The following is a 26677-nucleotide window of genomic DNA, read 5'->3' on the forward strand; positions in this document are numbered from 1 at the left end:
ATGATCATCGATTGTGGTCGTTGCATTGAGCGGACCGTCGAGTGCGCCGGGTGCCTGGTCAGCGTGCTCGCGCAGACACCCGACGGGATCGCCGACCTGACTCCCGGCGAGCTGCGGGCGATCGAGACGTTCGAGCTGGCCGGCTTCGAGGTGGAGCTGCTGGAGACCCCGGAGCCACCGGTGGTGGTGCCGCTCCACCGCCACGTGGCGTGATCATGAGAACTCTTTAGGATGTGCGGTCATGACTCCGCGAATGTGGGCCCTGGTGTCGTTCGGGGTGCTGGTGGTGGCGCTCGTGGTCGTCGCGGCGCTGACCGTGCCCTGGCACCGCGCCCCGGCGCCGCGTGCCGACCAGGTCGCCGCGCTCGGCCAGTTGCCCGCCGAGCAGGTGGCCCGGGCCCGGCGGTTCCACGCCGAGCTGCGGCCCGGCAGCTACGCGGGGATGGCCCTGAGCCTGCTGGTCGCGCTGGTCCTCGGGCTCACCCCGATCGGCGCGCGGCTGGTCGAGCTGGCCGGCCGGCCGTTCGGTGACCACTGGCTGGCCCGGGCGGTGCTCGGCGGCATGCTCGTGGTGCTCGCCGGTGAGCTGCTCACCCTGCCGCTGGCGGCCTGGCGGCACACCATCGTGGTGCGCTACGGCATCTCCATCCAGTCCTGGGGCGGCTGGGGCGCCGACCTGCTGAAGTCCTTCGCGGTCGGCGCGGTGCTGGGCGGGCTGGCGCTGGCCGGGTTCTTCGCCGTCACGCACGCCGCGCCCCGCTGGTGGTGGGCGTTCGGGGCGGCCGGCGCGGCCGGGCTGGTGGTGCTGCTCTCGTTCGTGCTCCCGGTGGTGGTCGAGCCGATCTTCAACAAGTTCACCGCGATGCCGGACGGGCCGCTGCGCACCGAGCTGATCGCGCTTGCCGACGCCGACGGCGTGCCGGTGCGCGACGTGCTGGTCGCCGACGCGTCCCGGCGCACCCGGGCGGTGAACGCGTACGTCTCCGGGCTCGGCCCGACCCGCCGGATCGTCGTCTACGACACCCTGCTCACCGAGGCCACCCCGGAGGAGGTGGTGTCGGTGGCTGCGCACGAGCTGGGCCACGCCAAGGACGGCGACGTGCTGACCGGGACGCTGCTGGGCGCCCTGGGCGCGGCCCTCGCGGTGATCGCGCTCTACCTGCTCGGCTCCTGGGCCGGGCTGCTGCGGCTGGCCGGGGTCGACTCGATCGGCGAGCCCCGGGCGATCGGCCTGCTGCTCGCCGTCGCCGCGGTTGCCGGGCTGCTCAGCGGGCCGGGCCAGGCGTTCGTGTCGCGGCGCATCGAGGCTCGCGCCGACCAGCACTCGCTGGCGCTGACCGGCGACCCGGCGACGTTCGAGGCCATGCAGCGCCGCCTAGGCACCCTGAACCTGTCCGATCCTGATCCGCCGACCTGGGAGTTCCTGATGTTCGCCTCGCACCCGTCCACCGTGCAGCGGATGGCCGCGGCCCGCGCGTACGCCCGGGGAGAACGCTGATGGGACGCACCCTGCTGGTCACCAACGACTTCCCGCCCCGGCCCGGCGGCATCCAGCAGTTCGTGCACAACCTCGCGGTGCGCCAGCCGGCCGGCTCGGTGGTGGTCTATTCGTCCACCTGGAAGGGCGCCGCGGCGTTCGACGCCGAGCAGCCGTTCGAGGTGGTCCGGGAGGACACCGGGATGCTGCTGCCCACCCCGTCGGTCGCCCGCCGGGCCGCCGAGCTGGCCCGGTCGCACGGGTGCGACAGCGTCCTGTTCGGCGCGGCGGCCCCGCTCGGCCTGCTCGCGCACGGCCTGCGCCGGGACGCCGGGATCACCCGCGCGGTCGGTATCACCCACGGGCATGAGATCGGCTGGGCGGCGCTGCCCGGCGCCCGCGGCCTGCTGCGCCGGATCGCCCGGGGCAACGACGTGATCACGTATCTCGGCGAGTACCAGCGGGTGCGCCTGGACAAGGCGCTGCACGGGCTGACCGACCTGCGGCGGCTGGCGCCCGGGGTCGACGTCGACACGTTCCACCCCGGTGTGGACGGGTCCGCGGTCCGCAAGCGGCACGGGCTGACCGACCGGCCGGTGGTGGTCTGCGTGTCCCGGCTGGTCCCGCGCAAGGGCCAGGACATGCTGATCCGGGCGCTGCCGGAGATCCGCCGGAGGGTGCCGGGCGCTGCGTTGTTGCTGGTCAGTGGCGGGCCGTATCGGAAGACGCTGGCCCGGCTGGCCCGCGAGCACGACGTCGAGTCCGACGTGGTGTTCACCGGCTCGGTGCCGTGGGCCGAGCTGCCCGAGCACTACGCGGCCGGCGACGTCTATGCCATGCCGTGCCGCACCCGGGCCGCCGGCCTCGATGTCGAGGGCCTCGGCATCGTCTATCTGGAGGCGTCCGCCACCGGGTTGCCGGTGGTCGGCGGGGATTCCGGCGGGGCACCGGACGCGGTCCGCGAGGGCGAGACGGGGTATGTCGTGGGCGGCGCCGACGTGGCCGCCATCGCCGATCGGGTGGCCGGCTTGCTGTCCGATCCCGATCAGGCGCGGGCGATGGGTAAGGCGGGCCGGGCGTGGGTGGAACGGGAGTGGCGCTGGGAGACCCAGGCCGCCCGCCTCACCGAACTGCTCGCTCCGGCGGCCTGACCGCACCCCCGCGCCCGGCGATCGAAGCCGTGCCCCTGCCCCTGCGCCCGCCGCCTGCCCGGCGCTGGCCGCCTCCCGGTGTTCGCTGACTGCCCGGCGCCCGCCGCCTCCCGGCGCCCGCCGCCTCCCGGCGCCTGGCGCCCGGCGTTCGCTGCCTCCCGGCGTTCGCTGCCTCCCGGCGTTCGCTGCCTCCCGGCGTTCGCTGGCTGCTGGGTGTTCGCTGGCTGTGTGGTGGGAGGTTGGCGCGCTCGGCGTCCGGCGGCCGGGCGGCTGGGGTGGGGGCTGCGGGCTCGCCAGGGAGTTGCCGCGCGCGGCGTGAGTGAGGCGTGAACTCCGTGGACAGGGGGTGGGCGGGCGGCGTAGGAACGAGGGCGGAGGTAACCCCGACCGGAGGTCGCCGATGCCGGATGCCGCCCCCACCCGCCCCGACGACCATCTGACAGCCGATCCCGCCGACTCCGGGCAGAACGACTCCGGGCAAGGCGATCCCGGGCGGGGCGATCCCGGGCGGGCGGAGGGTGACTCCGAACTTCCCGCGCTCGGCGGTGATGACGGTGAGCTGGCGCTGCCGTACTGGCTGACCGGGACCGAGGAGGCGGCCAACACCAGCTTTCTGCGGATGCTGCGGCGGCTGCCACGCCTGCTCCGCTCCGCGTGGCTGCTCGCCTGGCGGGCCGACCGGCGTACCGCCGGCGCGGTGGTGGTGCTGCAGATCGCGGCGGGGCTGGCCGGCGCCCTCGGACTGATCAGCGTGGTCGGGGTCTTCGACGGGCTGCTGCGGGCCGGGCCGACACCGGAACGGGTGGCTGCTGCCGTACCGTCGCTGGTGATTTTGATTGTGGCTCTTGCCCTGCGCGGACTGCTGGCGTCAGCGGCGACCGCGGCCCACGGACGCCTGTCGCCGGCGGTTTACGAGGCCGCGGAGAACCGCCTGCTCGACCTGACCACCCGGGTGGATCTGGCGACGTTCGACGATCCGCAGTGGCGGGACGCCATGGAACGGGCCCGGGACCGGGGCATCTACGCCGCCCAGCAGGTCGTCGACGTCGGCATCGAGGTGCTCACCCACGTGATCGGGCTGGTCGCGGTGGCCGGAGTGCTGGCCGTGCTGCACCCGGCGCTGCTGCCGCTGCTGGTCTGCGCGGTGGTGCCGACCGGCTGGGCGGCGGTGCGGGCGGCCAGGGCCGGCTACCGCAGCCGGTTGCGGTACATCGCCGTCTGGCGACGGCACCGGATGCTCGCTGATCTCCTGGCCGCCCGGGAGCCCGCGGGTGAGCTGCGGGCTTTCACCGTACGACGGTTCCTGGTCGCCGAGGCGGCCCGGCTGCTGCGGCTCGCGACCGTGGAGGAGGTCCGGGTGGTCACCCGGGCGGTTCGCACCAATTTGTACGGGCGGGCGCTCAGTGGGCTGATCACCGGGCTGACCTACGCGGCGCTGTGCTGGCTGCTCTGGACCGGCCGGATGGAGCTGGCCGCCGGTGGCGCGGCGGCGTACGCGATAAACATCGGCATCGGGAAGCTGAGCGAGCTTGCCTTCGCCGCGAACCGGGTCTACGAGCAGGGCCTGTACTTCTCCGACTTCCAAGGGTTCTGCGAGCTGTCCGAGACCCGGGCCGAGCCTTCCTCTGCCGAGCCTTCCTCTGCCGAGCCTTCTCCTGCCGAGCCTCTTGTTGCCGGCGCCGCGCCTTCCTTTGCCGGCGCCGAGTCGGAGCCGCGGGCGCCGGCCGCGTTCAGTGAGCTCCGGCTCGACGGGGTGACGTTCCGCTACCCGGACGCGGACCGGGACGCGGTCGCCGGGATCAGCATGACCCTGCGCCGCGGCGAGATCATCGCGCTGGTCGGCGAGAACGGCTCGGGCAAGTCCACGCTCGCCGCCGTGCTGGCCGGGCTGTACCGCCCGCAGCACGGCACGATCACCTGGGACGGTGCGGACGCGTCCCGGTTCCCGCCGGAGTCGGTGCGCGAGCGGGTCGCCGTGGTGATGCAGGAGCCGACCCGGTGGCCGCTCTCCGCCCGGGCCAACATCGCGATCGGGCGGCACGACCGGCCCGCGTCGCTGGCCCAGGTGCAGGCGTCGGCGCGGGCGGGTGACGCACACGACTTCGTGATGGAGCTGCCCCGGACGTACGAGACGCTGCTGTCCCGGCACTTCACCGACGGTGCGGACCTGTCCGGCGGGCAGTGGCAGCGGCTCGCGGTGAGCCGGGCGTTCCACCGGGACGCGCCGCTGCTGATCTGCGACGAGCCGACCGCGAACCTGGACGCGCGCGCGGAGCACGAGGTGTACCGGCGGCTGCGGGAGCTGGCGCAGGGCCGCACCGTCGTGCTGATCACGCACCGGATGGCGAGTGTGCGGGAGGCCGACCGGATCTACGTGCTGGATCACGGGGTGGTGGTCGAGGAGGGCGGTCACGACGAGCTGATCGCGGCCGGCGGGACCTACGCCCAGTTGTTCACGTTGCAGGCCAGCGCCTATCAATCCACCTGATCGGCGTGTCACAGTAAACCTATGGATCCGGTGGGATTGAGTGCGGTCGCGGTGGTGCTGGTGGCCGGGGTGGGCGTGGGCCTGTGGCGCCGCCGCGTCGACGGCCGCCTGCGCCCGGTCGCCCCGGCCCCGGTGCCGGTGGACGGGGCGGTGGAGCAGACTGGCGGCGTGGAAGATGTGCAGGAGATCGAGCGGCTCGACCCGGCGCTGCTGGCGCGCCTCGGTGCGGAGCCCGGCCGGGTCACGCTGTTGCAGTTCTCCACCGCGTTCTGCGCGCCGTGCCGGGCGCTGCGCCGGATCAGCGCCGAGGTCGTCGCGCTGCTGCCGGAGGTGCGGCACGTGGAGGTTGACGCCGAGAGCCACCTGGACGAGGTGCGCGAGCTGAACATCTGGCGCACCCCGACGCTGCTGATCCTGGACGCCGACGGGCGGGTCACCCGGCGCGCCACCGGCATCCCGACCAAGCCACACCTGATCGCCGCCCTCGCCGCCCTGCTCCGCAGCGTGTGAGTGTGCGGCGCACTCCGCACCGAAAGTCCCCACGCAGGGTGGGGCCAGACGCTGCGTGTGAAGTTGTGGTGCGCTGCGCGCCGAAAGTCCCCACGCAACGTGGGGTCACGCGCTGTGTGGGGACTTTTGGTGCGCTCCGCGCCCAAAGTCCCCACACAATGTGGGGGTGGGTGCTGCGTGGCTGAGCTTCACACGAGGGCGGGGGCTGGGGCGGGGGTGGGGGCGGGAGAGCGGGTGAGGTTGCGGGAGCCGGGGATGAGCAGCTGGGAGGCGCTCGAGACGAACAGCACGACGGCACATGCCACCAGCACCGTGTCCAGGCCGAACCGGGCCTCCAGCGGCCCCGCGAGGGCATTGCCGATCGGCATGGCCAGGAACGACGTCAGGTAGTCCCACGAGGAGACCCGGCCCAGCATCGCCTGCGGCACCCGGTCCTGGATCGCGGTCTCCCAGGCCACGGCGAAGAACATCAGGCCGGCGTACCCGACCACCGCGCCGAGCAGCACCGCGGTCAGCATGCCGGGCCACACGTAGGCGAGGGCCCAGAGCGGCATCAGCAGCAGGGTGAGCCAGCCGGCGCGGAGCAGGTATCGGGGCTGGAAACGCAGGGCCAGGGCCGAGCCGAGCAGTCCGCCCAGCCCCTCGGTCGCCGAGATCCAGCCGATGGCGTGCGCGCCGCCGAGCCGTTCCACCGCGATGACCGGCACCAGCACCAGGATCATGCCGTTCGCGACGTGGTAGACGGTGGCGCCGAACAGGCCACCGATCAGCCAGTCCCGGCTGCGGATCTCCTGCCACCCGGCGGCCAGTTCCCGATACATCGACTCGCGCGGGCCGCGCTCCGCCCGTACCCGAAGAAAAGCGGCAGCGACCCCGGACAACAGGAAGCTGACCGCGTCGACCGCGAAGCCGGCCGGAGCGCCGAAGGCGGCGACGGTGAGGCCGCCGAGCGCCGGACCCACGATGCCGCAGCCGGTCTGCAACATGCTCAGGGTGGCGTTGGCCTTCTGCAGGTGCGCGGCCGGGACCAGCAGTGGTTTGAGCGCGCTCATCGCCGGGGTGAAGAACGCGCCGGCGCCGGCCGAGACCACGGTGAGCGCGCAGAGCAGCGGCAGGTGGTAGCCGCCGCCGGCGAACATCACCGCGATGCCGGCCGTGGCGAGCAGCCGGACCAGGTCGGAGACAACCATGACGAGCCGGGGCTGGAGCCGGTCGGCCCAGACGCCGCCGAAGAGCGTGCCGGCCAGCATGGTGAGCACCGAGGACGCCATCACCAGGCCGAGATCGTTCGCCCCGCCGCCGTGCGTGACCACGGCGACGGCGAGCGCCACGGTCTGGAAGCCGCTGCCGAGCCAGGACAGGGTCTGCCCGGTGGCGAGAAGCCGGAAGTCGCGTGTCATGCCCCGAAAGTAATTCAGCGTCTAACTATCAGGCAACTAATAATCAGAAACGTGCCAGACTTTGGGGCGTGGAAGACAGCGTGCAAGACGGCGTGGATCAGCATGTGGCCCGGTGGGCGGCCTTCTGGCGGGACGAGCCGGCGTTCGCCCCGGAGGTCGAGGGCGCGCTGGTGCGGATGAAACAGCTCCTGCGGTGGATCGAGCGCGCCGACGCCGCGGAGTTCGCCCGCGGCGAGGGGGACTTCACCTTGCAGGACTACAAGACCCTGCACGTGCTGATGGTGCAGCCGTGGCCGACCGAGGCGACCCCGGCACAGCTGGCCGAGGCGGCGAACGTGACCCGGGCGGCGATGACCAGCCGGCTGGACCGGCTCGAGACGGCCGGCCTGGTGACCCGGGCGATCGACGCCGGGGATCGGCGGCGGGTGCTGATCCGGCCCACGCCGCAGGGCCGGGAGATGTGGAACCGGTACATCTTCGAGGGCATGGCGCGGGATCAGGCGGCGCTCGAGGCGCTCTCGCCGGAGGAGTTGACACAGCTCAACACGATGCTGCGGAAAATCCTAGTTTCCTTAGGGGAATAATAGGATTCATGGAACTGGACCCACGCGGCCAGCGGTTCGCCGCCGCGCTCACCAGCATCGTCATCGCCCTCGTGCTGATCACCGGCTGGGGTTGGCTGGCCCTCGCTCAGGCGGCGGTCTTCGCGATCACCGCGTGGAAACCGCGGCTCGGGCCGTACCCGTTGATCTTCCGGGCTCTCGTGCTGCCGCGGTTGAAAAAAAGCACGGAACGGGAGCCTGCCGCGCCGGTGCGGTTCGCGCAGCTTGTCGGCTTCGCGTTCCTGAGCGTCTCCGCGGGGGGATATCTGGCGGGCGCGGAGACACTCGGGCTCGTCGCGGCGGCGTGCGGGCTGCTCGCCGCGTTTCTCAACGCGGCCTTCGGGCTGTGCCTGGGCTGCGAGGCGTATCTGGGGATTCGCAGGCTTACAGGGAGAAACGCCGAAACAGTCCGGAACGCCTAGAACTTCGGGGCGTCGGGCGCTTCCAACAGGCCCAACCGCAGCGCCGTCATGAGTGCCTGGGCCCGGTTCGCCGCGCCCAGCTTCTCGTAGAGCTTCGAGATGTGGGTCTTCGCCGTCGACTCGGAGACGAACAGCTGCTTGGCGATCCCGGCGACGCTCATGCCGTCGGCGAGCAGCCGCAGCACCTGACCCTCGCGCGGGGACAGCTGCGGTCCGGACGGGGCGAGACGACGCTTCATCGCCTCGGCGAGGTCGGCCGCGGTGAACGCGCTGGGCGCCGACGCGGCGTGCCGGGCAGCCGCCACGACCTCGTCCGCCGGAGCGGTCTTCGGCACGAACGCGCTGGCCCCGGCCTCGAGAGCACCGAAGAGTTGGTCATCGCCGGCGTACATGGTCAGCACCACGATGCCCATGTTGGCGTTGTTCTTGCGCAGGGCGCGGGTGGCCTCCAGGCCACTGCCGTCGGGCAGGCGCAGGTCCATGATCACGACGTCCGGCTGCAGTGCGCCGGCCTGGCGCACCGCCTCCGCGGCCGTCGCCGCTTCGCCGACGACCTCGAACTGCCGGTCGCGCTCGAATGCGTGTCGCAGCCCCTTACGAATCAGGTCGTGATCGTCGACAAGGAGGACCTTGGTGCGCGTCGTCGGCGCAGGACTGGTCGACATGCTCGGGTTACTCCCCTTCTGGAGCGGAAACGCTATCCCGCACGCTATCGCGCCGAGGCGGGGTTCCGAGCACTACGGCGACGGTTGTCCCGCTGGGGTGTCTTGGAGTGATCTTGAGACGACCCCGGATGCGTTCGGCCCGCTCGGCCATGATGGTCAGACCGTACCGGCCGTCGGGTCGGTTGTCGGCGAAACCCTTGCCGTCGTCGGAGACCTCGATCTCCGCGTACGGAGGATCGACGGTACAGGTCACCCAGAGGTTTGACGCACCGGCGTGCTTGCGCGCGTTGGTGATCGCCTCCTGGGCGATGCGCAGCAGCTCGGCCTCGGTGGCGGCGGGCAGGCGCGCGGTCGACTCGTCGAAGGTGAAGTGCACCCGCAGACCGGCGCTGGTGCCGAGGGTGCGGGCGTACTCCGCGATCGCGGCGGCCAGGCCACCGTTGCGGTCCACCTCCGAGCGCAGCTCGAACAGGCTCAGCCGCAACTCGGTGATCACCCGGGTCACCTCGCCGCGCAGCGAACGCAGCTCCTCGGCCGTCTCCTCGGCACCCTCCGGCAGGGTGGCCTGGGCGTTGTCGATGCCGTACCCGACCATCACCAGCTCCTGGGCGACCCCGTCGTGGATCTCCCGGGCCAGGCGCTGGCGCTCCTCGTTGGTGGCCAGCGAGCGGACGTCGTCGAAGAGCAGCGCGGCCTCCAGGCGCAGCGCGGCCGGGTCGGTCACCTCGGTCACGCTCTGCACCACGGCCGGCGGGTAGGCCCCGGCGGCGTCGGTCTCCAGGATCACCAGGCCGATCGTGCGTACTCCGGCGACCAGCGGGATGACCAGCGAGGACACCTCGCCGCCCCGGTGCGTGCGGGCCTGCGAGCGGCTGGCCGCGTGCGGCTGCTGGGTGGCCCAGGAGTCGGCGATCGCCGAGTCGGCGTCGAGCGTGGTCTCCCAGTCGACACGTTCCGCGCCGGTCTGCGCGAGCACGACCAGCCGGCCGCCGCCGCTGGCCGACAACACCGCGGCGCGGTGGCCGGGCGCGACCGCGCGCAGCTCCTCGAGCAGGTGCTCGGAGATGCCGCCCGGGTCCAGGGTCGCCCCCGGCAGCGAGCGGGCGACACTGCGCAGCTGGGTGAGCAGGCGGGTGGCCTCGGCGTACGGCTGCGGGGTGGGCTCGGCCGGCTGCAGGAACTGGCGCATCGCCTCGGCGGCGAACGTCACGATCGCGCCGAGCACCAGCCACTGGCCACCGGCCGCGAGATAACCCAGGTTGCCCAGCACGGTGCTCGGCCCGGCCAGGGCGCCACCGGCCACCAGGGCGACCGCGGCCACCCCGAGCAGCGCGGCGCCCTCGGTCGGTTTGCGGCGCAGGGCCGCGGTGAGCAGCGGCACGGCGAGGTACGGCAGCACCGCCTCGGCACGGAACCCGGCGGCCGCACCCTCGGCCGCGGAGGCGATCGATCCGGCGGCCAGGCCGGTGACGATCACCTCGGCGAACCGGCCGGTGGTGGCCAGGACCGGGTGGTTACGGGCGACGAAGGCGGGCAGCGCGGCGACCGCGAGCAACGCGATCCAGTACAGCTGCTGCGGGCCGCCGGTGGCGATCGCGGTGAGCACCGCGACCAGCGCGAGCATGATCACGCGCGACACGGCTTCGAGCGGACGAATGCGCATGGATCCGCTGGCTAGGGCTGGCACGTCACGGATGGTAGCGGCACCGGCGGACATCGGCCCATCGGCGACGGGGCGGTGGCGTGCTTTGTCGTACCCAACGGGTAGCCTGCCGTGCATGGCGGACACCTCGTCGCAGTCGATCCAGGTCCATGCTCCCCTGGCCCGGGTGGCCGCGGTCATCTGTGATTTCCCGAGCTATCCCGAGTGGGCCGACGCGATCAAGCAGGTCACGGTCGTCGAGGAGTATGAGGACGGCTACGCCGCTCAGGTCCGGTTCCGGATCGACGCGGGCGTGATGGCCGACGAATACACGTTGGAGTATGCGTACGCCGACGACCTCTCCCGGATCGAGTGGCACCTGGTCGCGCCGTCCAAGACGCAGAAATCCCAGGAAGGGTCCTACGACCTGGTGGCGGATGCCTCCGGCGGCACTACCGTGACTTACACCCTCGCGGTGGAGCTCGCCATCGGGATGCTCGGCATGTTCCGCCGCAAAGCCGAAAAAATGATCATGGACACGGCGTTGAAAGAGCTCAAACGCCGTGTGGAGAGCTTGCCCGCGGCCTGACCGCGGCGGGCGTTGAGGGGGAGCGGATGGCCGGGTCAGCGCGCGAAGAGGCCGAGCGACTGGTCGCCACGATCCTCGCCAGGGCGGCGGCGAGCGGCGTGGGTGCCGCGGCGAGCGGCCGCGACCCCGGCGATTCTTCCGGTTCGTCCACCGGCTCAGGCCGACCTTCCGGTCCGGGTGGATCCTCTGGTACGGGTGGAGCCTCCGGTACGCCGGTGGCCGACGCGGCCGCGGTGATCGGGGACGCGGTCAACGGGTTCTTCAGCCGGTTGACCGAGGCGGCCCGCGACAGCGGTGGCAGCGAGCGCCCGTGGAGTGCCGGTGCGCGCACGTCACCCGCGCCGTCGGATTCGTCCCCGGAGTCCGGCTCGTCGCGAGCCGGCGACTCGGCCGGCGGCCGGGCGAGTGCCGGCGGGTCCGGGCCGGCGGGCCCCGGCAGGTCAGGCACGGCCACCGGCGGGCCGGGCTCGTCGAGTGCCGGCAGCCGGGCGCACGGCCGTCAGGGCTGGTCGACCGGCAGCGCCGAGTGCTGCCGCTGCCCGGTGTGCCAGGCCATCGCGGCGGTCCGTGATCCCAGCCCGCAGACGATCTTCCGGGTCGCCACCGGCGCCGGTGACATCGCGACCGGTGCGGCCGGCGTGCTGCGCGGTCTGGCGTCGCTGGCCGGTGCGTTCCAGGGGGAGCGCTCGCGGCGCGCCCCGAAATCACCCGCCGGGGGAGCCACCAGGCACGCGCCGGCCCCCGACGCGGCCTGGTCGGCGGCGACCCGCGCGGGCGCTCCGAGTTCGCGCCCGGCCGCGCCGGTGGCCGACGAGTCCGACACCTGGGCGGCCGCGACCGCCGCCGGCGCCCGTGCGGCCGAGGCGGACCGTGCCCGGGCGAAGGCCGAGGCCGAGGAGGCCGCGCTGGTGGCCGCCGCGGAAGCGGCCGAGATCGCCGCGGGGCTGGCCGCCGCGCACGAGGCGGAGAGCGGCGCGCAGCCGGCCGCGGGTTCGCAGCCGGCCGCGGAGCGCGCTGGGGACCGGAGCCGTGACCCGTGGGCGGCCGCCACGGCGGACAGCGCCCGCGAGGCCGCGGCCGCCCGGGCCCGCGCCGCGGCCGCCGAGAAGGCCGTGGCCAAGGCGGTGGCCGACGCCCGCCGGGTCGCCGCGCTGCGCACCACGCCTGAGACGGCGACGCACACGGGTCGCCCGGAAGTGCTGGGTGGGACACCGGCGTCCGGGGCCGCGGCGGGAGAGGATCAGGGCGGGACGACGGCCGGGGTCCGACCGGACGCGGCGGCTGTCGTCCGTACACAATCCGGGTCTGATGTGTGGGCCGCCGCCACCGCGGAGGCCGCCGCAGACGGCGCGGCCCCGACCCGTAGCGTGGATCATGAGTGGGGCGCCTCGGCGCCCATGGGCCGCGATGGCGAGCCGGGCGATGGCGCCCGCGACGACGACGCGGTGTGAAACTGGCATCAGAGGGGACGGGCAGCGTGACGCTGACCATCGGAATCGACGTCGGCGGCACCAAGGTGGCCGGTGGCGTGGTCGACGAGCTCGGCAACGTGCTCGCGTCGAACCGCCGGCCGACGCCGGCGGAGGACCCGGCCGGCACCCGGGACACGATCGTCGAGGTGGCCGCCGAGCTGGCGGCGCAGTACCCGACCGCGACCGCGATCGGGATCGGCGCCGCGGCCTGGATCGACGCCGCCGGTTCGACGGTGCTGTTCGCGCCGAACCTGGCCTGGCGCGACGAGCCGCTGCGCGACTACGTCGCGAAGGCGGTCGGCCTGCCGACCGTGCTGGAGAACGACGCGAACGTGGCCGCCTGGGCGGAGTTCCGGTTCGGCGTCGCCAAGCACGCCGACGACTCGATGGTGATGATCACCGTGGGCACCGGCATCGGCGGCGGCATCGTGCTGAACGGCAAGCTGTGGCACGGCGCCAACGGCATCGCCGGTGAGCTAGGCCACCTGCAGTCGGTGCCGGACGGGCACCCGTGCGGCTGCGGCCGGCTGGGCTGCCTGGAGCAGTACGCGAGCGGCAACGCCCTGGTCCGGTTCGCCCGGGCCGGCGCGCGGCAGGAGCCGGAGCGGGCCGCCAAGCTGCTCGCCCTGGCCGGCGGCGACGCGCTGGCGATCAGCGGCCGGCAGATCACCGAGGCGGCCCGGGGTGGCGACGGTGTGGCGATGGACGCGTTCGCGCAGGTCGGGTATTGGCTCGGCGTGGCCCTGGCCGACCTCGCGCAGAGCCTCGACCCGCAGATCCTGGTGATCGGCGGCGGCGTGGTCGACGCCGGCCCGCTGCTGATGGGCCCGGCCGAACGGACCTACCGCGACCAGCTCGCTCAGCGCAACCGGTTCCCGGTCGCCGAGGTGCACGCCGCTCAGATGGGCAACGTGGCCGGCGTGGTCGGCGCGGCCGACCTGGCCCGGCGTTCCTAGCCGTGGAGGCGGGGATGTCCGGCGTGCCGCTGCGGGTGGTCAGCTGGAACGTGCACGGGATGAAGGACGACCGGGCCGCGCTCGTCGGCCTGGTCCGTGAGCTGGCCCCGGACGTCCTCGTCGTGCAGGAGGCGCCGCGCCGGTTCCGCTGGCGGGAGAAGAGCGCGACGCTGGCCGCCGACTGCGGCATGGTGGTGGCCGCCGGCGGTCTGCCCGCGCTGGGCAACCTGCTGCTGGTCAGCCTGCGGGTGGCGATCGGGGAGACCTGGTGCGTGCGCTATCCGCTGACACCGGGCCGGCACCTGCGCGGCGCGTTCTTCGCGCAGGGGCGGGTGCGCGGCGCGTCGTTCACCGTCTCCGGCTCGCACCTGGCCACCGACCCGGCGGAGCGGCCGACCCAGGCCGCGCACTGGAAGGACGAGCTGATCAAGATCACCGGTCCGGTGATCGCGGCCGCCGACCTGAACGAGGGCCCGGGCGGCGGCGCCTGGCGCACCGTCGAGGACGGACTGGTGACCTCGAAGGACGACGACCCGACGTTCCCGGCCGCGGCGCCCAGCAAGCGCATCGACGGGCTTTTCGTCAGCCCGGACGTGCACATCGAGCGATACGAGATCATCGCGACTGATCGGGCACGTGTCGCGAGTGATCATTTACCGGTCCTCGCGGACCTTCTTCTCCCTTCCGACTGAGGCTCACGTCTGGCAGGATCGCCGGGTGCACGACTCCCCGGACCTGGGCGACCGTCGCGACGCCGTCTGCGTCGTCGGCGCCGGCGCGAGCGGCTTGACCGCCGTCAAAAACCTGCTTGAGCTGGGCTTTCAGGTGGACTGCTACGAGCGGGAGACCGCGGTCGGCGGTGCCTGGAACTGGCGTCACGACCGCAGCCCGGTCTATGCCGGCGCCCACCTGATCTCGTCCCGTCAGCACACCGAGTTCCCCGACTTCCCGATGCCGGACACCTGGCCGGACTACCCGCACCACAGCCAGGTGCTGACCTACCTGGAGCGGTACGCCAAGCACTTCGGGCTGGGCGAGCACGTCTGGTTCGGCATGGAGGTGGTCTCCGCGGTCCCGACCGCCGACGGCGGCTGGGAGGTGACCACCCAGTCCACCGGCGGCGGCTCGTCACGCACCCAGCGGTACGCCGCGCTGATCGTCGCGAACGGGCACAACTGGGATCCCCGCAAGCCCGACATCCCCGGCGAGTTCCGGGGCCGGGTGATGCACGCGAACGCGTACAAGGACCCGGCCGTGCTGCGGGGCCGCAAGGTGCTGGTGGTCGGCGGCGGCAACACTGGTTGCGACATCGCGGTGGAGGCCGCCCAGCAGGCGACCCGGGTGTGGCACTCGACCCGGCGCGGCTACTGGTACGCCCCCAAATACGTCCTGGGCCGTCCCGCCGACCAGGTCAACGACGCCCTGCTCAAGTGGCGGCTGCCGTTGCGCCTGCGGCAGTGGCTCTACCGTCGTACGGTCCGGCTGACCACCGGTGACCTGACCCGCTTCGGGCTGCCCGCGCCGGACCACCAGCCGTACGAGAGCCACCCGGTGGTGAACAGCCAGCTTCCCTACTACCTGGGCCACGGCAAGATCACTCCGGTGCCGGACGTGACCGCCTTCGACGGCGCCGCAGTCGAGCTGGCCGGTGGCGAGCGGATCGAGCCGGACCTGGTGATCACCGCGACCGGCTATCGCCCGCGCTTCGAGTTCCTCGCCCCCGAGCTGCTGGACGTGAACGAGCACGGCCGCCCCGACCTGCACCTGCACACGTTCGCCCGGAAGAACCCGACGCTGGCCGTGATCGGCCTGGTGCAGCCGGACGCCGGGGTGTTCCCGCTGGCGCACTGGCAGAGCGTGGCGGTGGCCCAGTGGCTGCGGCTGCGCCGGACCGACCCGGCCCGGGCCGCCGTGGTGCAGCAGAAGGAGTCGGTCCGCCCGCTCGCCAGCTGGTCGCGGCGGCAGGTGGTGCCGAGCGAGCGGCACTGGTTCGAGGTGGACCACATCGACTACCTGCGCTCGCTGGAGAGCCTGCTGAACCAGATGGAGCCGTCGAAGTGACCGCTTTTGATCTGCGCCTGTCGAGCCCGATGGAGCCATCGAAGTGACCGCCTTTGATCTGATGCGCTTCGAGGACTGGACCGATCCGGTCCGGTCGGCCGAGCGCGAGGTGGCGTCGCTGCTGCCGGACGCGGACGAGGGCCGCCCGCCGGTGCTGTTCGTGCCCGGTCTCGGTCACGGCGCCTGGGCGTTCGCCGAGCACTGGCTGCCGCACGCGGCCGGGCGCGGCTTCCCGGCGCACGTGCTCGGCCCGCGCCCCGGCGGCGACCTGCGCGCCCTGGTGCACGACGTGGTGCAGACCGCGGCGGCGCTGCCGCGTCAGGCGGTGCTGGTCGGGCACGGTGTCGGCGCCCTGGTGGTGGCCCGCGCCCTGGGTCGCTATCCGGCCCGGGCGGCGGTGCTGGTCGCGCCGGTGCTGGACGGCTGGTCGGCGCTCGGCTCGGCACTGCGGGCCAACCCGGGCGGCACGCTGCCGGCGCTGGTCGGCGGGCGGCTCAAGCTCTCCGCCCGGCAGCTCTTCGGCGCCGGCCTGCCGGCCGAGCAGGCCGGCGAATACCTCGCCCGGATGGACCCGCGGCCGCGGCGCGAGCTGCTGGGCCGGGCCGTGCCGCCCCGGCCCGTCGGCACGCCCCCGGTGCTGGTGGCCGGGAGCCCGGACGACCGGGTGGTGTCCCGCAAGGCCCTCGACCGGGCCGCCGCGGCGTACGGCGGCGACCCGCTGCTGTTCCCCGGGATGGCGCACGACCTGATGCTGGAGTCCAGCTGGGCCGAGCCGATCGACGCGATCCTGGACTGGCTCGGCAAGCAGGGAGGCCGCTGACCCGCGCAGGGCAGCCGCTGGGCGCGCGGCAGCCGCCGGGCGCGGGCGGCGGGCCGCTACCCGGTGCGCGGTAGGCGCCGGGCCAGCCGCCCGGTGTGGTCCAGCGCGGTCAGGTAGGCGCGGGCCCAGGCCATGATGTCGTGTTCGGCCAGGTGCGCGCGCATCGCCCGCATCCGGGCGGACAGGTCGGCCGGATCCGCCTCCATGGCCCGCAGCAGGGTCTGCTTCAGATCGTCCAGGTCGTGCGGGTTGACCAGGAACGCCGCGGAGAGCTCGGCGGCGGCCCCGGCGAACTCGCTGAGCACCAGCGCGCCGGACTCGTCCTCCCTGGCCGCCACGAACTCCTTGGCGACCAGGTTCATCCCGTCCCGCAGCGGCGTCACCACCATCACGTCCGCGACCTGGTAGAGCGCGGCCAGCAGGGCCCGGTCGAAGCGTTGGTTCAGGTAGTGGATGGCGGGCTCGCCGACCCGGCCGTACTCGCCGTTGATCCGGCCGACCTCGCCCTCGATCCGGTCGCGCAGGTCCCGGTAGCTGTCCACGCCCTCCCGGCTGGGCACCGCGACCTGCACCAGCACGGTGTCGCGCACCTTCACGTGCCCGTCCCGCAGCAACTCCCGGTACGCCGTCAGCCGGTGCTCGATGCCCTTGGTGTAGTCCAGCCGGTCGACGCTGAGCAGGATCCGTTTCGACTCGCCCAGGTCGTGCCGCAGCTGCCGGGCCTGGCCGACCACGTCCGGCCGGGCGGCCAGCGCGCGCATCTCGGCGACGTCGATGGAGACCGGGAACGCCCCGGTACGCACCGTCCGCCCACCCACCGTGATCGCGTCGTCGGTGGCCTCCGCGCCGAGCAGCTTCTGCGCCAGCTGGGCCAGGTTGTGCCCGGCCTGTTCGCGCTGGAAGCCGACGAGGTCTGCCCCGAGCATCCCGACCAGCAGCTCGATCCGGCGGGGGAGCTGCATGAACAGCTCGGGCGGCGGGAACGGCACGTGCATGAAGAAGCCGATCAGCAGGTCGGGTCGCAGCTCCCGGAGCATCTGCGGCACCAGCTGCAGGTGGTAGTCCTGCACCCAGACCGCGGCGTGCCGGCCGGCCACCTCGGCGGCCGCCTCGGCGAACCGCTGGTTGACCGCCCGATACGTCTCCCACCACTCCCGCTGGAAGACCGGCTGCTGCACCGCGTCGTGGTAGAGCGGCCAGAGCGTGGAGTTGGCGAACCCCTCGTAGTAGCCGCTCTGCTCCTGCTCGGTCAGCGCGACCGGCCGGAGCCGCAGGCTGCCGATGCTGGGCAGTTTCGGTGACGGGCCGATCGCGCCGCTCCAGCCGACCCAGGTGGCCGGGGTCTGCTGGAGGATCGCGTGCAGGGCGCTGGCCAGCCCGCCCGGGCTGCGGCGCCACTCACAGGCGCCGTCCGGAGCGATGTTGTCATCCAGGGGAAGGCGGTTGGCGACGACGACGAGAGAACTCGGGCGCATCACCGTAGGTTACCGGGCAGGTACCTACGTTTGTCGATGCGTCACGCTTGCCGCGGTCGATGTGACCGATTCAGACCACAGCGCCGTCGTCGTAGTCGTCGTCCTCGTCGCCCGAGCGCAGCCGCCACACCAGGGTGGCCGCGCCGCCGACGATCGCCGCGAACCCGAACAGCATCACGAAGAAGCTGTCGATCGGGATCAGGGTCGGGACGAGGAAGAGCACGAAGCCGACGAGCACACCCAGGATGCCGGTGATCGCATACTTCGAGATGTGCGGCAGCGGCGGGGGAGGCGGCGGGACGTACCGCTCCTCTTCCTCGTCGTCCTCGGCCGCGCTGCCCGGGAAGTCGAACGGATCGATCACCGGATGGATCGAGGGCGGGTCGGTGCGCCGCCGGTTCAGCGGGCGGCCGTCCTCGCCGACCGGGCGGCCGCTCTCCCGCCGCTCGGTGTCCGAGGTGGTGCCCTCGGCGACCGGCCAGGGTGCCGACTCGGTCTCGACGGCGGTGTGGAAGCCCGCGATGATCTTTTCCCACTCGGCGTCCACCTCGGCCTGCTCCCGGGCCGGCGGTGCGGCCTCGGTGACCGGTGTCGGTGGCGCGCCGCCGGTGACCTGCTGCAGGTGCTCGCGCGCGGCCTCGAGGTGCGCCCGGTCCACGAAGAGCCGGTCGATCGGCCGCGCGGGCAGGGTGGTCGCCCGCAGGATCGGGTTCAGATCCGCGGTGGGTTGCAGGTAGGCCGCGATGTTGTCGCCCGCCAGCACGTCGAGCAGGTGCTCACCGACCCGTGGATCGACATCGCCCGCGACCGCGTAGTCAGTCGCGTCGAGCCCGTTGTCCCGTCGCCCGCGACGAGCGCCGCCCGTTGTCACCGATGCACACCCCCCTTGCCGACCGTGCCTTGAATGGTGACACGGCAGACGCCTGTTGCGGGAGTGCGTTGTGGCGTGCCGCCCGCGCTTCGTACGCTTCTGTTCGCCCCGGGACGCCGGTGGCCTCCGCTGAAAGGACCGCAGTGTTCTACTGGCTGCTCAAGTTGGTGGTTCTCGGACCCGTGCTGAAGCTCTTCTTCCGTCCCAAGGTCGAGGGGCTGGAGAATGTTCCGCGTTCCGGCCCGGTGATCCTGGCCTGCAACCATCTCTCCTTCTCCGACTCGATCTTCACCCCATTGGTGATGAATCGGAAAGTGACCTTCGTCGCCAAAGCCGAATACTTCACCGGCAAGGGGATCAAGGGCTGGCTCTCCCGGATGTTCTTCGTCGGCGCCGGGACGATCCCGGTGGACCGTTCGGGCGGGGAGGCCGCCCAAGCGGCCCTGGACACCCTGCTGCGCGTGCTGAAGGAGGGGAACGTCGCCGGGATCTACCCGGAGGGCACCCGCTCGCCTGACGGCCGGCTGTACCGCGGCAAGACCGGGGTGGCCCGGCTGGCCATGGAGAGCGGCGCGGTGGTGGTGCCGGTGGCGCTGCTGAACACCGACGAGATCCAGCCGACCGGCACGCTGATCCCGACGGTCAAGCGGGTCCGGATGCGGATCGGCAAGCCGCTCGACTTCTCCCGGTACGCCGGCTCACGCGGCGACCGGTTCGTCGAGCGGGCCATCACCGACGAGGTGATGTTCGAGCTGATGGCCCTGTCCGGCCGCGAGTACGTCGACGTCTACGCCGCGAAGCTCAAGGAGCCCGCACCCGTGGCGCAGGCCGCCTAGCTCATCCCCGCCCGGCGACGCAGGGCCTGCACATCGGTCACGACGATGCGCCGGCCCTCGGTGCGCAGCCAGCCCCGGTTGGCGAACGAGCCGATCGCCTGGTTGACGCTCTGCCGCGAGCCGCCGGCCATCTCGGCCAGCTGGCTCTGGTTCAGCTCGATGGTGATCATCGGGGCCTGGCTCTCCCCGGAGAGCCGGACCAGCGTCTTGGCCACCCGCCCGGGCAGGTCGAGGAAGACGTGATCGGCGTTCTGCTCGGTGAGGCGGCGGATCAGCCCGCCCACCGAGCGCATCACCGCGTCCAGGATGCGCGGGTTCGAGTGCACCAGGTCCATGAAGGCCGCCCGGGACAGTGAGAGCGCCTGTGAGTCCTCGATGGCCTCGGCCGAGGCGCTACGGGTCGACGCGTCCAACAGGGACACCTCGCCCAGCACGTCGGGCGGACGGACCACGGTGAGCACGGCGCGCTCCCCGGTCGGCGCGGTGCGGAAGACCGCGACCGCGCCACGTTTCATGATGATCAGCGAATCCCCTGGGTCGTGCTCGACGAAGAGGATCTGTCCCTTGCGGTAGTGACGCGGAACCGCCGTGGCGATGACCCGCTGCCGCACATCCGGCTCGAGCCCGGCGAACATCTCCACGCCGGTTAGCGCGTCGCCGGAATCCGGCATGCGATGGTCCACGGCGTTATCCCTCCCCCGATGGGGACCCACGTCGACCCGGCCGGCGCCGGCCCCACGACGCGAACGATCACTAATAGCATGAAGCAGGCTCCGAGCGCCATTTCTACTACAGACATCGAAGCTTGCCCCGTACGATCATGTCCCTTCGGTTGCTATCTGTAAACACCCCATCGCCTTCTGTGATTGTCGCCCAGGGTGTCCGTCGGATTTGAGTGGTGTGCCGAGATAATCCCGCGGTGCCGGAAGACGACATTGTGCGAACTGTGCTGCGCGACCAGTGGCACCTCGCGACCTTCGAGATGATCGAGCTGCCGATGGCGTTGATGTCACGCGGCTGGGAGATCACCGCGGGGCGCGACCGCTACGTGGCCCGCTTGGCCGAGGCCACCGCGAGGCTGCCGGTCGAGGCCGGGCTGGCCGCCGCCGAGCATCTGCGCGGCGTGCGGATCGAGGCGGGTGAACCGGTCCGCACCCTGGCCGGTGCGCTCACCGTGGAGACGCCGCACGGCGCGCTCGCTGTGCTGCGGCGGCCGCCCGGGCGTCACCTGGACGGCGCGGACCCGGTCGACCAGCAGTGGTGGGGCGAGCGGCTGGGCGCCGTACACCGGGCTCTTGAAGGTTTTCGGCATCCGGGCCTGCGACCGTGGCAGCCGATCGATCTGGACGCCCAGCATCTTGATGCGGAGCCCTGGCTCCGCGGTGCGGTCGCCGCCGCGGTTGCCGCGGCGATCCGGCTCACCGTCACCGACCGGCTGACCTACGGCGTCCTGCACGGTGATCCCGCGCCCGAGGCGTTCGTGCTGGACGTAGCGACCGGCCGTGCCGGCCTGATGCACTGCGGCGCCTGCGGCACCGGCCCCCTGGTGTACGACGTGGCCGCCGCGATCATCTACGTGGGCGGCCCGGAGCACGCGGCCGAGATGCTCGACGGGTACCGCTCGGCCGGCCCGGTCGCGCCCGATGAACTGGAGGTCGCGCTGCCGGTCCTGCTGCGCCTGCGCTGGGCCGTGCTGGCCGAGCGATCGGCGCGTTGGGGCTGCGCGGAGGGCCTGGTGATGGCGAGGCAGGCCCTGGAGTCCATGCCCGGGTGACGATGAGTGAAAATGTAAGGAGAGTCTTCAGTCCGGTCTATGGGTGGTGGGTGGGGAGGTCGGATGGGGGTTTACCGGTATTTTTATGACTGCGAATTCATCGAGGACGGTCGGATCGTCGACCTGGTCTCGATCGGTGTCGTCGACGAGTTCGGCCGCGAGTTCTACGCGGTCAGCACCGAGTTCGACGACAGCCGCGCCGTGCCCTGGGTGCGCCGCAACGTCCTGGACAAACTCCCCTCGCCGGCCGACAAGTCCTGGCGCAGCCGGGAGCGGATCCGCACCGACCTCTACGAGTTCCTGATGGAGCCGCTGCGCGGGCGCAGCGAGCAGATGGAGCTCTGGGCCTGGTACGCCGCGTACGACCACGTGGCGCTCGCCCAGCTCTGGGGCGCCATGCCGGCCCTGCCCCGGGAGATCCCGCGGTTCACCAAGGACCTGCGGCAGCGCTGGGACGACCAGGGGCGCCCGCCGCTGCCGGAGATGAGCGGCCGCCACGACGCGCTCGTCGACGCGCGCCACAACCTGGCGCGGTGGAACACGATGACCTCGGAGAAGTCCTAGTTTCGCTTGCGGCCCTCGAACGGGGGCACGCAGTCGTGCACGATCGCCTCGACGTCGGCCTGGGTCAGTGACGGGCCGAGATCGCCGTTGGCCGGGTCGGCCCGCATGCCGTCGATGATCAGCTCCAGGAACCGCCGGTAGACGGCCGGCCGGTCGCCGCCGGTGTGCCGGGCCAGGTCGGTGACCGACGCCATGATCACCGGGAAGTCGTGCATCCCGATGTCGGCGCGCAACATGCCCTCGGCGTGCGCCCGGTCGATCAACTCCTGCAGCAGGGGCACCAGCTGCTCGCCGACCTTGGCGAAGTGGTGTTTCTCGACACCCACGCAGAGCGCGGCGTCGCGCAGCCCGCGGTCGACCGCGTGCATCTCGACCGAGCGCCGCAGCATCATGGTGAGCCCGTCCCAACCGGACGGGAGCGCCGCGGCGTCCTCGGCGAGGGACACCAGGTCCTCCAGCCGATCCGCGAAGAGCGCCTCGATCAGCGCCTCCTTGGTGGGGAAACGCCGGTAGACGGTGCCGACGCCGACCCCCGCGTGATGCGCCACGTCGTCGAGCGTGGCGGCGAACCCGCGGGCGGCGAAGACGTCACCCGCGGCGGCCAGGATCCGCTCCCGGTTGCGCTGGGCGTCACGGCGCAGGGGACGGGCGGTGGTCTCGGTCATGTGGCCAAGGGTACAAGAAAGTGGAGGTAGTTCCTCAACTTCCCCTGCTAGCCTGCCGAAGTGGAGGCTGTACCTCAACTTCTCGAAAGGCCATGATGAGCACCCTTACTGATCGACCCCGCGGTGCCGGACGTGAGGCGCCCGTCGTCTCCCCGCCATCCGACGGCCGCTGGTGGGCGCTGGTAGTGCTCGCGATGGCCCAGCTGATGGTGGTGCTGGACGCCACGATCGTGAACATCGCACTGCCCACCGCGCAGGCCGACCTCGGCTTCTCGGACGCCAGCCGCCAGTGGGTGGTCACCGGTTACGCCCTCGCCTTCGGCAGCCTGCTGCTGCTCGGCGGCCGGCTCTCGGACTTCTTCGGCCGCAAGCGGATGTTCCTCATCGGCTTGATCGGCTTCGCCCTGGCCTCGGCGCTCGGCGGCGCGGCCAACGGCCTGGAGATGCTGATCGTCGCCCGTGCGCTGCAGGGTGCCTTCGGCGCGGCGCTCGCCCCGGCGGCCCTCTCGCTGCTCTCCACGACGTTCACCCAGCCCGCTGAGCGCGGCAAGGCGTTCGGCATCTTCGGCGCCATCTCCGGTGCCGGCGGTGGCATCGGCCTGCTGCTCGGCGGCGTGCTCACCGAGTACGCGTCGTGGCGCTGGTGCCTCTACGTCAACCTGGTGATCGCCGCGCTGGCCGTGGTCGGCGCGATGTTCAAGCTGAAGGACGAGCCGGTCGGTGCGCACGGCAAGATCGACGTGCCGGGCACCATCGCCGCCGTCATCGGTCTGGTCGGCCTGGTCTACGGCCTCGGCAAGGCGGAGACCGACGGCTGGACCGCGGGCTGGACCCTCGGCCCGATCGCCGTCGGCGTGGTCTCGCTCGTCGCGTTCGTGCTGATCGAGCGCCGGGTGGACAACCCGCTGCTGCCGCTGCGCGTGGTCCTGGACCGCAACCGGGGTGGCTCGTACGCCTCGATCGCGATCGCCGGCGCCGGCATGTTCGGCCTCTTCCTCTTCCTGACCTACTTCCTGACCGCGGTGCTGCACTTCACCCCGGTCAAGACCGGTCTGGCCTTCCTGCCGATGCTCGGTTCGGTCATGCTCACCGCCACCACGGCCGGCTCGATGCTGACCCCGAAGATCGGCCCGCGTCCGCTGGTCCCGCTCGGCGCGCTGATCGCGGCCGGCGGCATGCTCTTCCTGACCCGCCTGCAGCTCGACTCCAGCTACGCCTCCGGCGTCCTGCCCGGTCTGATCATTGTCGGCCTCGGCCTCGGCCTGGTCTTCGCGCCGACCCAGAACGCCGCCACCTCGGGCGTCGAGCACCACGACGCGGGTGTCGCCTCCGCAATGATCAACACGGTCCAGCAGATCGGCGGCTCGATCGGCACGGCCCTGCTCAGCTCGTTCGCCGCCACCGCGGCCAGCGACTACCTGGTCGGCAAGGAGCCCACCGCGCAGGTCGTCGCCCAGGCCCAGCTGGCCAGCTATCACACCGTCTTCTGGTGGTCGACCGGCTTCTTCCTGCTGGCCGCCGTCGTCGCCGCGGTCCTGTTCCGCACCGGCCCGCTCGACGTCGACCCGGACGCCCCGCCCGCCATGGCCCACTGACCCCGTTCCTGTAGCCGAGAGCCAGCCGGTCCGTCCGGCTGGCTCTCGCCATGTCCGGACCTCGCCGAGGCCGCTGCCGCTCCGGACCGCGGCGCGTCTCCCGGCACCGCCCGGCGCAGCGCGCGCTGCTGGACGCCGGTCGCCTGATCGGGCGAACCGTGACGGTGGTCTGCGACGTGCTGAACCCGGCCGTGGTGGTGGTCGGCGGGCGCTTCACCGAGCCCGGGGCGTACGTGATCGACGGCGTCCGGGAGGCGTTGCAGCGGCACCGCGCACCGCGCGCCGCGGCGGGCCTGACCGTGGTCCGCGCCCAACTGGGTGCCGAGGCCGAAGCGCTCGGGGCGGTCGAGTCGTTCCTTTGACCGGAAGGGGCGCTTTCAGCAGCCCCGGGGACGGAGACTAGAGTTCGGCCTGCGGCTCTCCCCGGGCCGGCAACGCTGCCGATGAGGACGTTCCCGGGGATTCTTCGAGCTATCTGCATCTCGCTACCCGTTCAGGGGAAGGACGAGGAGAAACATGCGTATCGGCGTGCTCACCGGCGGCGGCGACTGCCCCGGTCTCAACGCGGTCATCCGGGCCGTTGTCCGCAAGGGCGTCACCGCTTACGGCCACGAGTTCGTCGGGTTCCGCGACGGCTGGAAGGGCCCGCTGGAGGGTCTGACGAAGCCGCTGGGCATCGCGGAGGTCCGTGGCATCCTGCCGCGCGGCGGCACGATCCTGGGCTCCTCCCGCACCAACCCCTTCAAGATCGAGGGTGGCGTCGAGCGGATCAAGGCCAACCTGGCCGAGCAGGGCGTCGACGCTCTGGTCGCGATCGGCGGCGAGGACACCCTCGGCGTCGCGACCAAGCTGAACGACCTCGGCGTGAACGTCGTCGGCGTGCCGAAGACGATCGACAACGACCTCAACGCGACCGACTTCACCTTCGGTTTCGACACCGCGGTGAACATCGCGATGGAGGCCATCGACCGGCTGCACACCACCGCCGAGTCGCACCACCGCACCCTGGTCGTCGAGGTCATGGGCCGGCACGCCGGCTGGATCGCGCTGCACGCCGGCCTCGCCGGTGGCGCGAACGTGATCCTCCTGCCGGAGCGCAAGTTCGACGTCGACCAGGTCGCGACGTACGTGACCAAGCGCTTCCAGGTCGAGTACGCGCCGATCGTCGTGGTCGCCGAGGGCGCCCAGCCGCTGGACGGCCAGATGGTCACGCACAACCAGGAGCTCGACAGCTTCGGCCACGTCCGCCTCGGCGGCATCGGCCAGTGGCTGGCGCAGCAGTTGGAGGAGAAGACCGGCAAGGAGGCCCGCACGGTCGTCCTCGGTCACATCCAGCGCGGTGGCACCCCGACCGCGTTCGACCGGGTGCTCTCCACCCGCTTCGGCCTGCAGGCGATCGACGCGGTGCACGAGGGCGACTTCGGCAAGATGATGGCGCTGCGCGGCACCGACATCGTCCGAGTCCCGCTGATCGACGGCACCGGCGAGCTCAAGACCGTTCCGCTGGAGCGGTACCAAGAGGCCGAGGTCTTCTTCGGCAACTGATCGTGCTGTGATGAATGCCGGGGGCGGCTCGCCCCCGGCATTCATTTTTGTGAACGGAGCTTCGCGTTGACCAAGCACACCGTCGCGGTCCTCGGCACCGGCAAGATGGGCGAGGTCGTCCTCGCCGGCCTGCTGCGATCCGGCTGGCCGGTCGACCGGCTGCTGATCACCGCCCGTCGTCCGGAGCGTGGCGCGGAGCTGTCCGGAAAATACGGTGTTGCGGTGGTCGGCAACGTGGAGGCGGCCGCCCGTGCCGACATCCTGGCGATCGGGGTCAAGCCTCAGGACGCCGGGAAGCTGCTGGACGAAATCGGTCCCGCGCTCCCCGCCGGGAAGCTCGTCGTCTCGCTCTGCGCCGGCCTGCCGACCGGGTTCTTCGCGGCCCGGCTGCCCGAGGGCACCCCGGTGATCCGGGTGATGACCAATACCCCGGCGCTCGTCGACCAGGGGATGACCGCGATCTCCGCGGGTCCGCACGCCACCGAGGAGCACCTGGCGCTCGCCGAGGAGATGTTCCGGCCGGTCGGTTCGACCGTCCGGGTCCCGGAGTCCCAGCAGGACGCGGTCACCGCGCTCTCCGGCTCCGGCCCGGCCTACTTCTATCTCCTGGTCGAAGCCATGATCGACGCAGGTGTCCTGCTCGGTCTGCCTCGCCCGGTCGCACACGAGCTGATCGTCCAGACCGCGATCGGCTCCGCGACGATGCTCCGCGACGCCGGCGAACACCCCGTCAAACTCCGCGAAGCGGTCACCTCACCGGCCGGCACCACGGCCGCCGCGCTCCGCCAACTGGAGATCCACGGCGTCCGCGCCGCGATGTCCGCCGCCCTCGAGGCCGCCCGGGACCGTGCCCGCGAGATCGCCGCGCAAGCCGTCTGATCAACCCCTATTCGGTACGAACAACGGAGCTCCCGCCGGAGGCTACGAGCCACGCCCCGGGGGAGGGGCCGCGCGACGCCGCGGCCGGTCGGGACCGCAGCGCGGCTGCTGGCCGCGAGCGTGTGGAGTTCGGGCGCGCAGCGCGCCCGAACTCCACACGCAGCGCCAGACGGCGGCCCGCTCCGGAGAGCGGCGCGGTGAGGGGTTCCGGCTGGTTC

27 protein-coding genes are annotated in these 26677 nt (G+C 72.3%); 20 read left to right on the plus strand and 7 right to left on the minus strand.

Going from position 1 to position 26677, the window contains the following annotated elements:
- From Apa02nite_RS05010 to Apa02nite_RS05030, 5 genes are all read left to right on the plus strand, one after another.
- Positions 1–213 (plus strand): hypothetical protein, encoded by a 213-nt coding sequence (locus Apa02nite_RS05010; RefSeq protein ID WP_203824026.1) that lies wholly within the window; start codon positions 1–3, stop codon positions 211–213.
- A gap of 28 nt (positions 214–241) precedes the next feature.
- The gene (locus Apa02nite_RS05015) at positions 242–1498 is read left to right on the plus strand and encodes a M48 family metallopeptidase (RefSeq protein WP_203824027.1); all 1257 of its coding nucleotides are present in this window, start codon (positions 242–244) and stop codon (positions 1496–1498) included.
- The gene (locus Apa02nite_RS05020) at positions 1498–2628 is read left to right on the plus strand and encodes a glycosyltransferase family 4 protein (RefSeq protein ID WP_067704666.1); all 1131 of its coding nucleotides are present in this window, start codon (positions 1498–1500) and stop codon (positions 2626–2628) included. Before Apa02nite_RS05015 ends, Apa02nite_RS05020 begins: the two co-directional genes overlap by 1 nt.
- A 400-nt stretch (positions 2629–3028) precedes the next feature.
- Positions 3029–5116 (plus strand): ABC transporter ATP-binding protein, encoded by a 2088-nt coding sequence (locus tag Apa02nite_RS05025; RefSeq protein ID WP_203824028.1) that lies wholly within the window; start codon positions 3029–3031, stop codon positions 5114–5116.
- A gap of 21 nt (positions 5117–5137) precedes the next feature.
- Entirely contained in the window at positions 5138–5626 is a 489-nt protein-coding gene (locus Apa02nite_RS05030; RefSeq protein WP_203824029.1) for a TlpA family protein disulfide reductase, read from the plus strand.
- Between the two features lie 188 nt (positions 5627–5814).
- Here Apa02nite_RS05030 and Apa02nite_RS05035 read toward each other — a convergent pair whose 3' ends face one another.
- Positions 5815–7026 carry an MFS transporter gene (locus Apa02nite_RS05035; protein WP_203824030.1) on the minus strand — a complete coding sequence of 404 codons (1212 nt, stop codon included), beginning with the start codon at positions 7024–7026 and terminating at the stop codon, positions 5815–5817.
- Positions 7027–7094: 68 nt separating this feature from the next.
- On the opposite strand from Apa02nite_RS05035, the gene Apa02nite_RS05040 reads away from it, so the two are divergent.
- On the plus strand, positions 7095–7610 hold the full coding sequence (locus Apa02nite_RS05040; RefSeq protein ID WP_239164130.1) for a MarR family winged helix-turn-helix transcriptional regulator: 516 nt from the start codon (positions 7095–7097) through the stop codon (positions 7608–7610).
- Between the two features lie 8 nt (positions 7611–7618).
- A complete protein-coding gene (locus Apa02nite_RS05045) occupies positions 7619–8050 on the plus strand; it encodes a DUF4395 domain-containing protein (RefSeq protein WP_203824031.1) in 432 nt (143 codons plus the stop codon).
- Here Apa02nite_RS05045 and Apa02nite_RS05050 read toward each other — a convergent pair.
- Together Apa02nite_RS05050 and Apa02nite_RS05055 are read right to left on the minus strand one after the other, a co-directional pair.
- Positions 8047–8715 carry a response regulator transcription factor gene (locus tag Apa02nite_RS05050; RefSeq protein ID WP_014688640.1) on the minus strand — a complete coding sequence of 223 codons (669 nt, stop codon included), beginning with the start codon at positions 8713–8715 and terminating at the stop codon, positions 8047–8049. The genes Apa02nite_RS05045 and Apa02nite_RS05050 overlap by 4 nt on opposite strands.
- Before the next feature lie 7 nt (positions 8716–8722).
- Positions 8723–10402 (minus strand): GAF domain-containing sensor histidine kinase, encoded by a 1680-nt coding sequence (locus Apa02nite_RS05055; protein ID WP_373872830.1) that lies wholly within the window; start codon positions 10400–10402, stop codon positions 8723–8725.
- 91 nt (positions 10403–10493) lie between these two features.
- Here Apa02nite_RS05055 and Apa02nite_RS05060 point away from each other — a divergent pair, with 91 nt between their 5' ends.
- The 6 genes from Apa02nite_RS05060 to Apa02nite_RS05085 all read left to right on the plus strand — a co-directional run bounded on the left by Apa02nite_RS05060 (position 10494) and on the right by Apa02nite_RS05085 (position 16255).
- The gene (locus Apa02nite_RS05060) at positions 10494–10946 is read left to right on the plus strand and encodes an SRPBCC family protein (protein WP_067704655.1); all 453 of its coding nucleotides are present in this window, start codon (positions 10494–10496) and stop codon (positions 10944–10946) included.
- Between the two features lie 215 nt (positions 10947–11161).
- Positions 11162–12397 carry a hypothetical protein gene (locus Apa02nite_RS05065; protein WP_203824033.1) on the plus strand — a complete coding sequence of 412 codons (1236 nt, stop codon included), beginning with the start codon at positions 11162–11164 and terminating at the stop codon, positions 12395–12397.
- 26 nt (positions 12398–12423) lie between these two features.
- Positions 12424–13374, plus strand: a complete 951-nt coding sequence (locus tag Apa02nite_RS05070; protein ID WP_067704650.1) for an ROK family glucokinase — start codon at positions 12424–12426, stop codon at positions 13372–13374.
- Positions 13375–13388: 14 nt separating this feature from the next.
- On the plus strand, positions 13389–14066 hold the full coding sequence (locus Apa02nite_RS05075) for an endonuclease/exonuclease/phosphatase family protein (protein ID WP_203824034.1): 678 nt from the start codon (positions 13389–13391) through the stop codon (positions 14064–14066).
- Between the two features lie 25 nt (positions 14067–14091).
- A complete protein-coding gene (locus Apa02nite_RS05080; protein WP_203824035.1) occupies positions 14092–15435 on the plus strand; it encodes a flavin-containing monooxygenase in 1344 nt (447 codons plus the stop codon).
- A gap of 61 nt (positions 15436–15496) precedes the next feature.
- The gene (locus tag Apa02nite_RS05085) at positions 15497–16255 is read left to right on the plus strand and encodes an alpha/beta hydrolase (RefSeq protein ID WP_203824147.1); all 759 of its coding nucleotides are present in this window, start codon (positions 15497–15499) and stop codon (positions 16253–16255) included.
- 56 nt (positions 16256–16311) lie between these two features.
- Here Apa02nite_RS05085 and Apa02nite_RS05090 read toward each other — a convergent pair whose 3' ends face one another.
- Together Apa02nite_RS05090 and Apa02nite_RS05095 are read right to left on the minus strand one after the other, a co-directional pair.
- A complete protein-coding gene (locus tag Apa02nite_RS05090; protein WP_203824036.1) occupies positions 16312–17730 on the minus strand; it encodes an alpha,alpha-trehalose-phosphate synthase (UDP-forming) in 1419 nt (472 codons plus the stop codon).
- A 70-nt stretch (positions 17731–17800) separates the two neighbouring features.
- Positions 17801–18601, minus strand: a complete 801-nt coding sequence (locus tag Apa02nite_RS05095; RefSeq protein WP_067704637.1) for a DUF308 domain-containing protein — start codon at positions 18599–18601, stop codon at positions 17801–17803.
- A gap of 143 nt (positions 18602–18744) precedes the next feature.
- On the opposite strand from Apa02nite_RS05095, the gene Apa02nite_RS05100 reads away from it, so the two are divergent.
- Positions 18745–19437, plus strand: a complete 693-nt coding sequence (locus Apa02nite_RS05100) for a lysophospholipid acyltransferase family protein (RefSeq protein WP_067704634.1) — start codon at positions 18745–18747, stop codon at positions 19435–19437.
- On the opposite strand, the gene Apa02nite_RS05105 is transcribed toward Apa02nite_RS05100, so the two are convergent.
- The gene (locus Apa02nite_RS05105; protein WP_373872839.1) at positions 19434–20108 is read right to left on the minus strand and encodes a Crp/Fnr family transcriptional regulator; all 675 of its coding nucleotides are present in this window, start codon (positions 20106–20108) and stop codon (positions 19434–19436) included. The genes Apa02nite_RS05100 and Apa02nite_RS05105 overlap by 4 nt on opposite strands.
- Before the next feature lie 248 nt (positions 20109–20356).
- Between Apa02nite_RS05105 and Apa02nite_RS05110 the strand changes: the two genes are divergently transcribed.
- Both Apa02nite_RS05110 and Apa02nite_RS05115 read left to right on the plus strand, forming a co-directional pair.
- The gene (locus Apa02nite_RS05110) at positions 20357–21211 is read left to right on the plus strand and encodes a phosphotransferase enzyme family protein (protein ID WP_203824037.1); all 855 of its coding nucleotides are present in this window, start codon (positions 20357–20359) and stop codon (positions 21209–21211) included.
- 63 nt (positions 21212–21274) lie between these two features.
- On the plus strand, positions 21275–21775 hold the full coding sequence (locus Apa02nite_RS05115) for a polyadenylate-specific 3'-exoribonuclease AS (protein WP_203824038.1): 501 nt from the start codon (positions 21275–21277) through the stop codon (positions 21773–21775).
- Here the strand turns inward: Apa02nite_RS05115 and Apa02nite_RS05120 are convergent.
- Positions 21772–22440 carry a TetR/AcrR family transcriptional regulator gene (locus Apa02nite_RS05120; protein ID WP_067704622.1) on the minus strand — a complete coding sequence of 223 codons (669 nt, stop codon included), beginning with the start codon at positions 22438–22440 and terminating at the stop codon, positions 21772–21774. The two genes, Apa02nite_RS05115 and Apa02nite_RS05120, sit on opposite strands and share 4 nt — an antisense overlap.
- A gap of 95 nt (positions 22441–22535) precedes the next feature.
- Between Apa02nite_RS05120 and Apa02nite_RS05125 the strand changes: the two genes are divergently transcribed.
- From Apa02nite_RS05125 to proC, 4 genes are all read left to right on the plus strand, one after another.
- On the plus strand, positions 22536–24035 hold the full coding sequence (locus Apa02nite_RS05125) for a DHA2 family efflux MFS transporter permease subunit (RefSeq protein WP_067704945.1): 1500 nt from the start codon (positions 22536–22538) through the stop codon (positions 24033–24035).
- Between the two features lie 50 nt (positions 24036–24085).
- Entirely contained in the window at positions 24086–24397 is a 312-nt protein-coding gene (locus Apa02nite_RS05130; protein WP_203824039.1) for an ROK family protein, read from the plus strand.
- 154 nt (positions 24398–24551) lie between these two features.
- On the plus strand, positions 24552–25580 hold the full coding sequence (locus Apa02nite_RS05135; protein ID WP_067704615.1) for a 6-phosphofructokinase: 1029 nt from the start codon (positions 24552–24554) through the stop codon (positions 25578–25580).
- Positions 25581–25646: 66 nt separating this feature from the next.
- The gene (proC, locus tag Apa02nite_RS05140; RefSeq protein WP_203824040.1) at positions 25647–26459 is read left to right on the plus strand and encodes a pyrroline-5-carboxylate reductase; all 813 of its coding nucleotides are present in this window, start codon (positions 25647–25649) and stop codon (positions 26457–26459) included.
- Positions 26460–26677 lie beyond the last annotated feature (218 nt).

The sequence above is a fragment of the Actinoplanes palleronii genome (assembly GCF_016862315.1).
GTDB classification, from domain to species: Bacteria; Actinomycetota; Actinomycetes; order Mycobacteriales; family Micromonosporaceae; genus Actinoplanes; species Actinoplanes palleronii.

What these genes read in the sequence shown, in the direction of transcription:
- Apa02nite_RS05015 (WP_203824027.1), top strand. Translation starts at nt 242, where the DNA reads ATGACTCCGCGAATGTGGGCCCTGGTGTCGTTCGGGGTGCTGGTGGTG.
- Apa02nite_RS05135 (WP_067704615.1), top strand. Translation starts at nt 24,552, where the DNA reads ATGCGTATCGGCGTGCTCACCGGCGGCGGCGACTGCCCCGGTCTCAAC.
- Apa02nite_RS05060 (WP_067704655.1), top strand. Translation starts at nt 10,494, where the DNA reads ATGGCGGACACCTCGTCGCAGTCGATCCAGGTCCATGCTCCCCTGGCC.
- Apa02nite_RS05125 (WP_067704945.1), top strand. Translation starts at nt 22,536, where the DNA reads ATGAGCACCCTTACTGATCGACCCCGCGGTGCCGGACGTGAGGCGCCC.
- Apa02nite_RS05075 (WP_203824034.1), top strand. Translation starts at nt 13,389, where the DNA reads ATGTCCGGCGTGCCGCTGCGGGTGGTCAGCTGGAACGTGCACGGGATG.
- Apa02nite_RS05090 (WP_203824036.1), bottom strand. Translation starts at nt 17,730, where the DNA reads ATGCGCCCGAGTTCTCTCGTCGTCGTCGCCAACCGCCTTCCCCTGGAT.
- Apa02nite_RS05025 (WP_203824028.1), top strand. Translation starts at nt 3,029, where the DNA reads ATGCCGGATGCCGCCCCCACCCGCCCCGACGACCATCTGACAGCCGAT.
- Apa02nite_RS05030 (WP_203824029.1), top strand. Translation starts at nt 5,138, where the DNA reads ATGGATCCGGTGGGATTGAGTGCGGTCGCGGTGGTGCTGGTGGCCGGG.
- Apa02nite_RS05035 (WP_203824030.1), bottom strand. Translation starts at nt 7,026, where the DNA reads ATGACACGCGACTTCCGGCTTCTCGCCACCGGGCAGACCCTGTCCTGG.
- Apa02nite_RS05020 (WP_067704666.1), top strand. Translation starts at nt 1,498, where the DNA reads ATGGGACGCACCCTGCTGGTCACCAACGACTTCCCGCCCCGGCCCGGC.
- Apa02nite_RS05130 (WP_203824039.1), top strand. Translation starts at nt 24,086, where the DNA reads ATGTCCGGACCTCGCCGAGGCCGCTGCCGCTCCGGACCGCGGCGCGTC.
- Apa02nite_RS05045 (WP_203824031.1), top strand. Translation starts at nt 7,619, where the DNA reads ATGGAACTGGACCCACGCGGCCAGCGGTTCGCCGCCGCGCTCACCAGC.
- Apa02nite_RS05115 (WP_203824038.1), top strand. Translation starts at nt 21,275, where the DNA reads ATGGGGGTTTACCGGTATTTTTATGACTGCGAATTCATCGAGGACGGT.
- Apa02nite_RS05085 (WP_203824147.1), top strand. Translation starts at nt 15,497, where the DNA reads ATGCGCTTCGAGGACTGGACCGATCCGGTCCGGTCGGCCGAGCGCGAG.
- Apa02nite_RS05010 (WP_203824026.1), top strand. Translation starts at nt 1, where the DNA reads ATGATCATCGATTGTGGTCGTTGCATTGAGCGGACCGTCGAGTGCGCC.
- Apa02nite_RS05105 (WP_373872839.1), bottom strand. Translation starts at nt 20,108, where the DNA reads ATGCCGGATTCCGGCGACGCGCTAACCGGCGTGGAGATGTTCGCCGGG.
- Apa02nite_RS05120 (WP_067704622.1), bottom strand. Translation starts at nt 22,440, where the DNA reads ATGACCGAGACCACCGCCCGTCCCCTGCGCCGTGACGCCCAGCGCAAC.
- Apa02nite_RS05050 (WP_014688640.1), bottom strand. Translation starts at nt 8,715, where the DNA reads ATGTCGACCAGTCCTGCGCCGACGACGCGCACCAAGGTCCTCCTTGTC.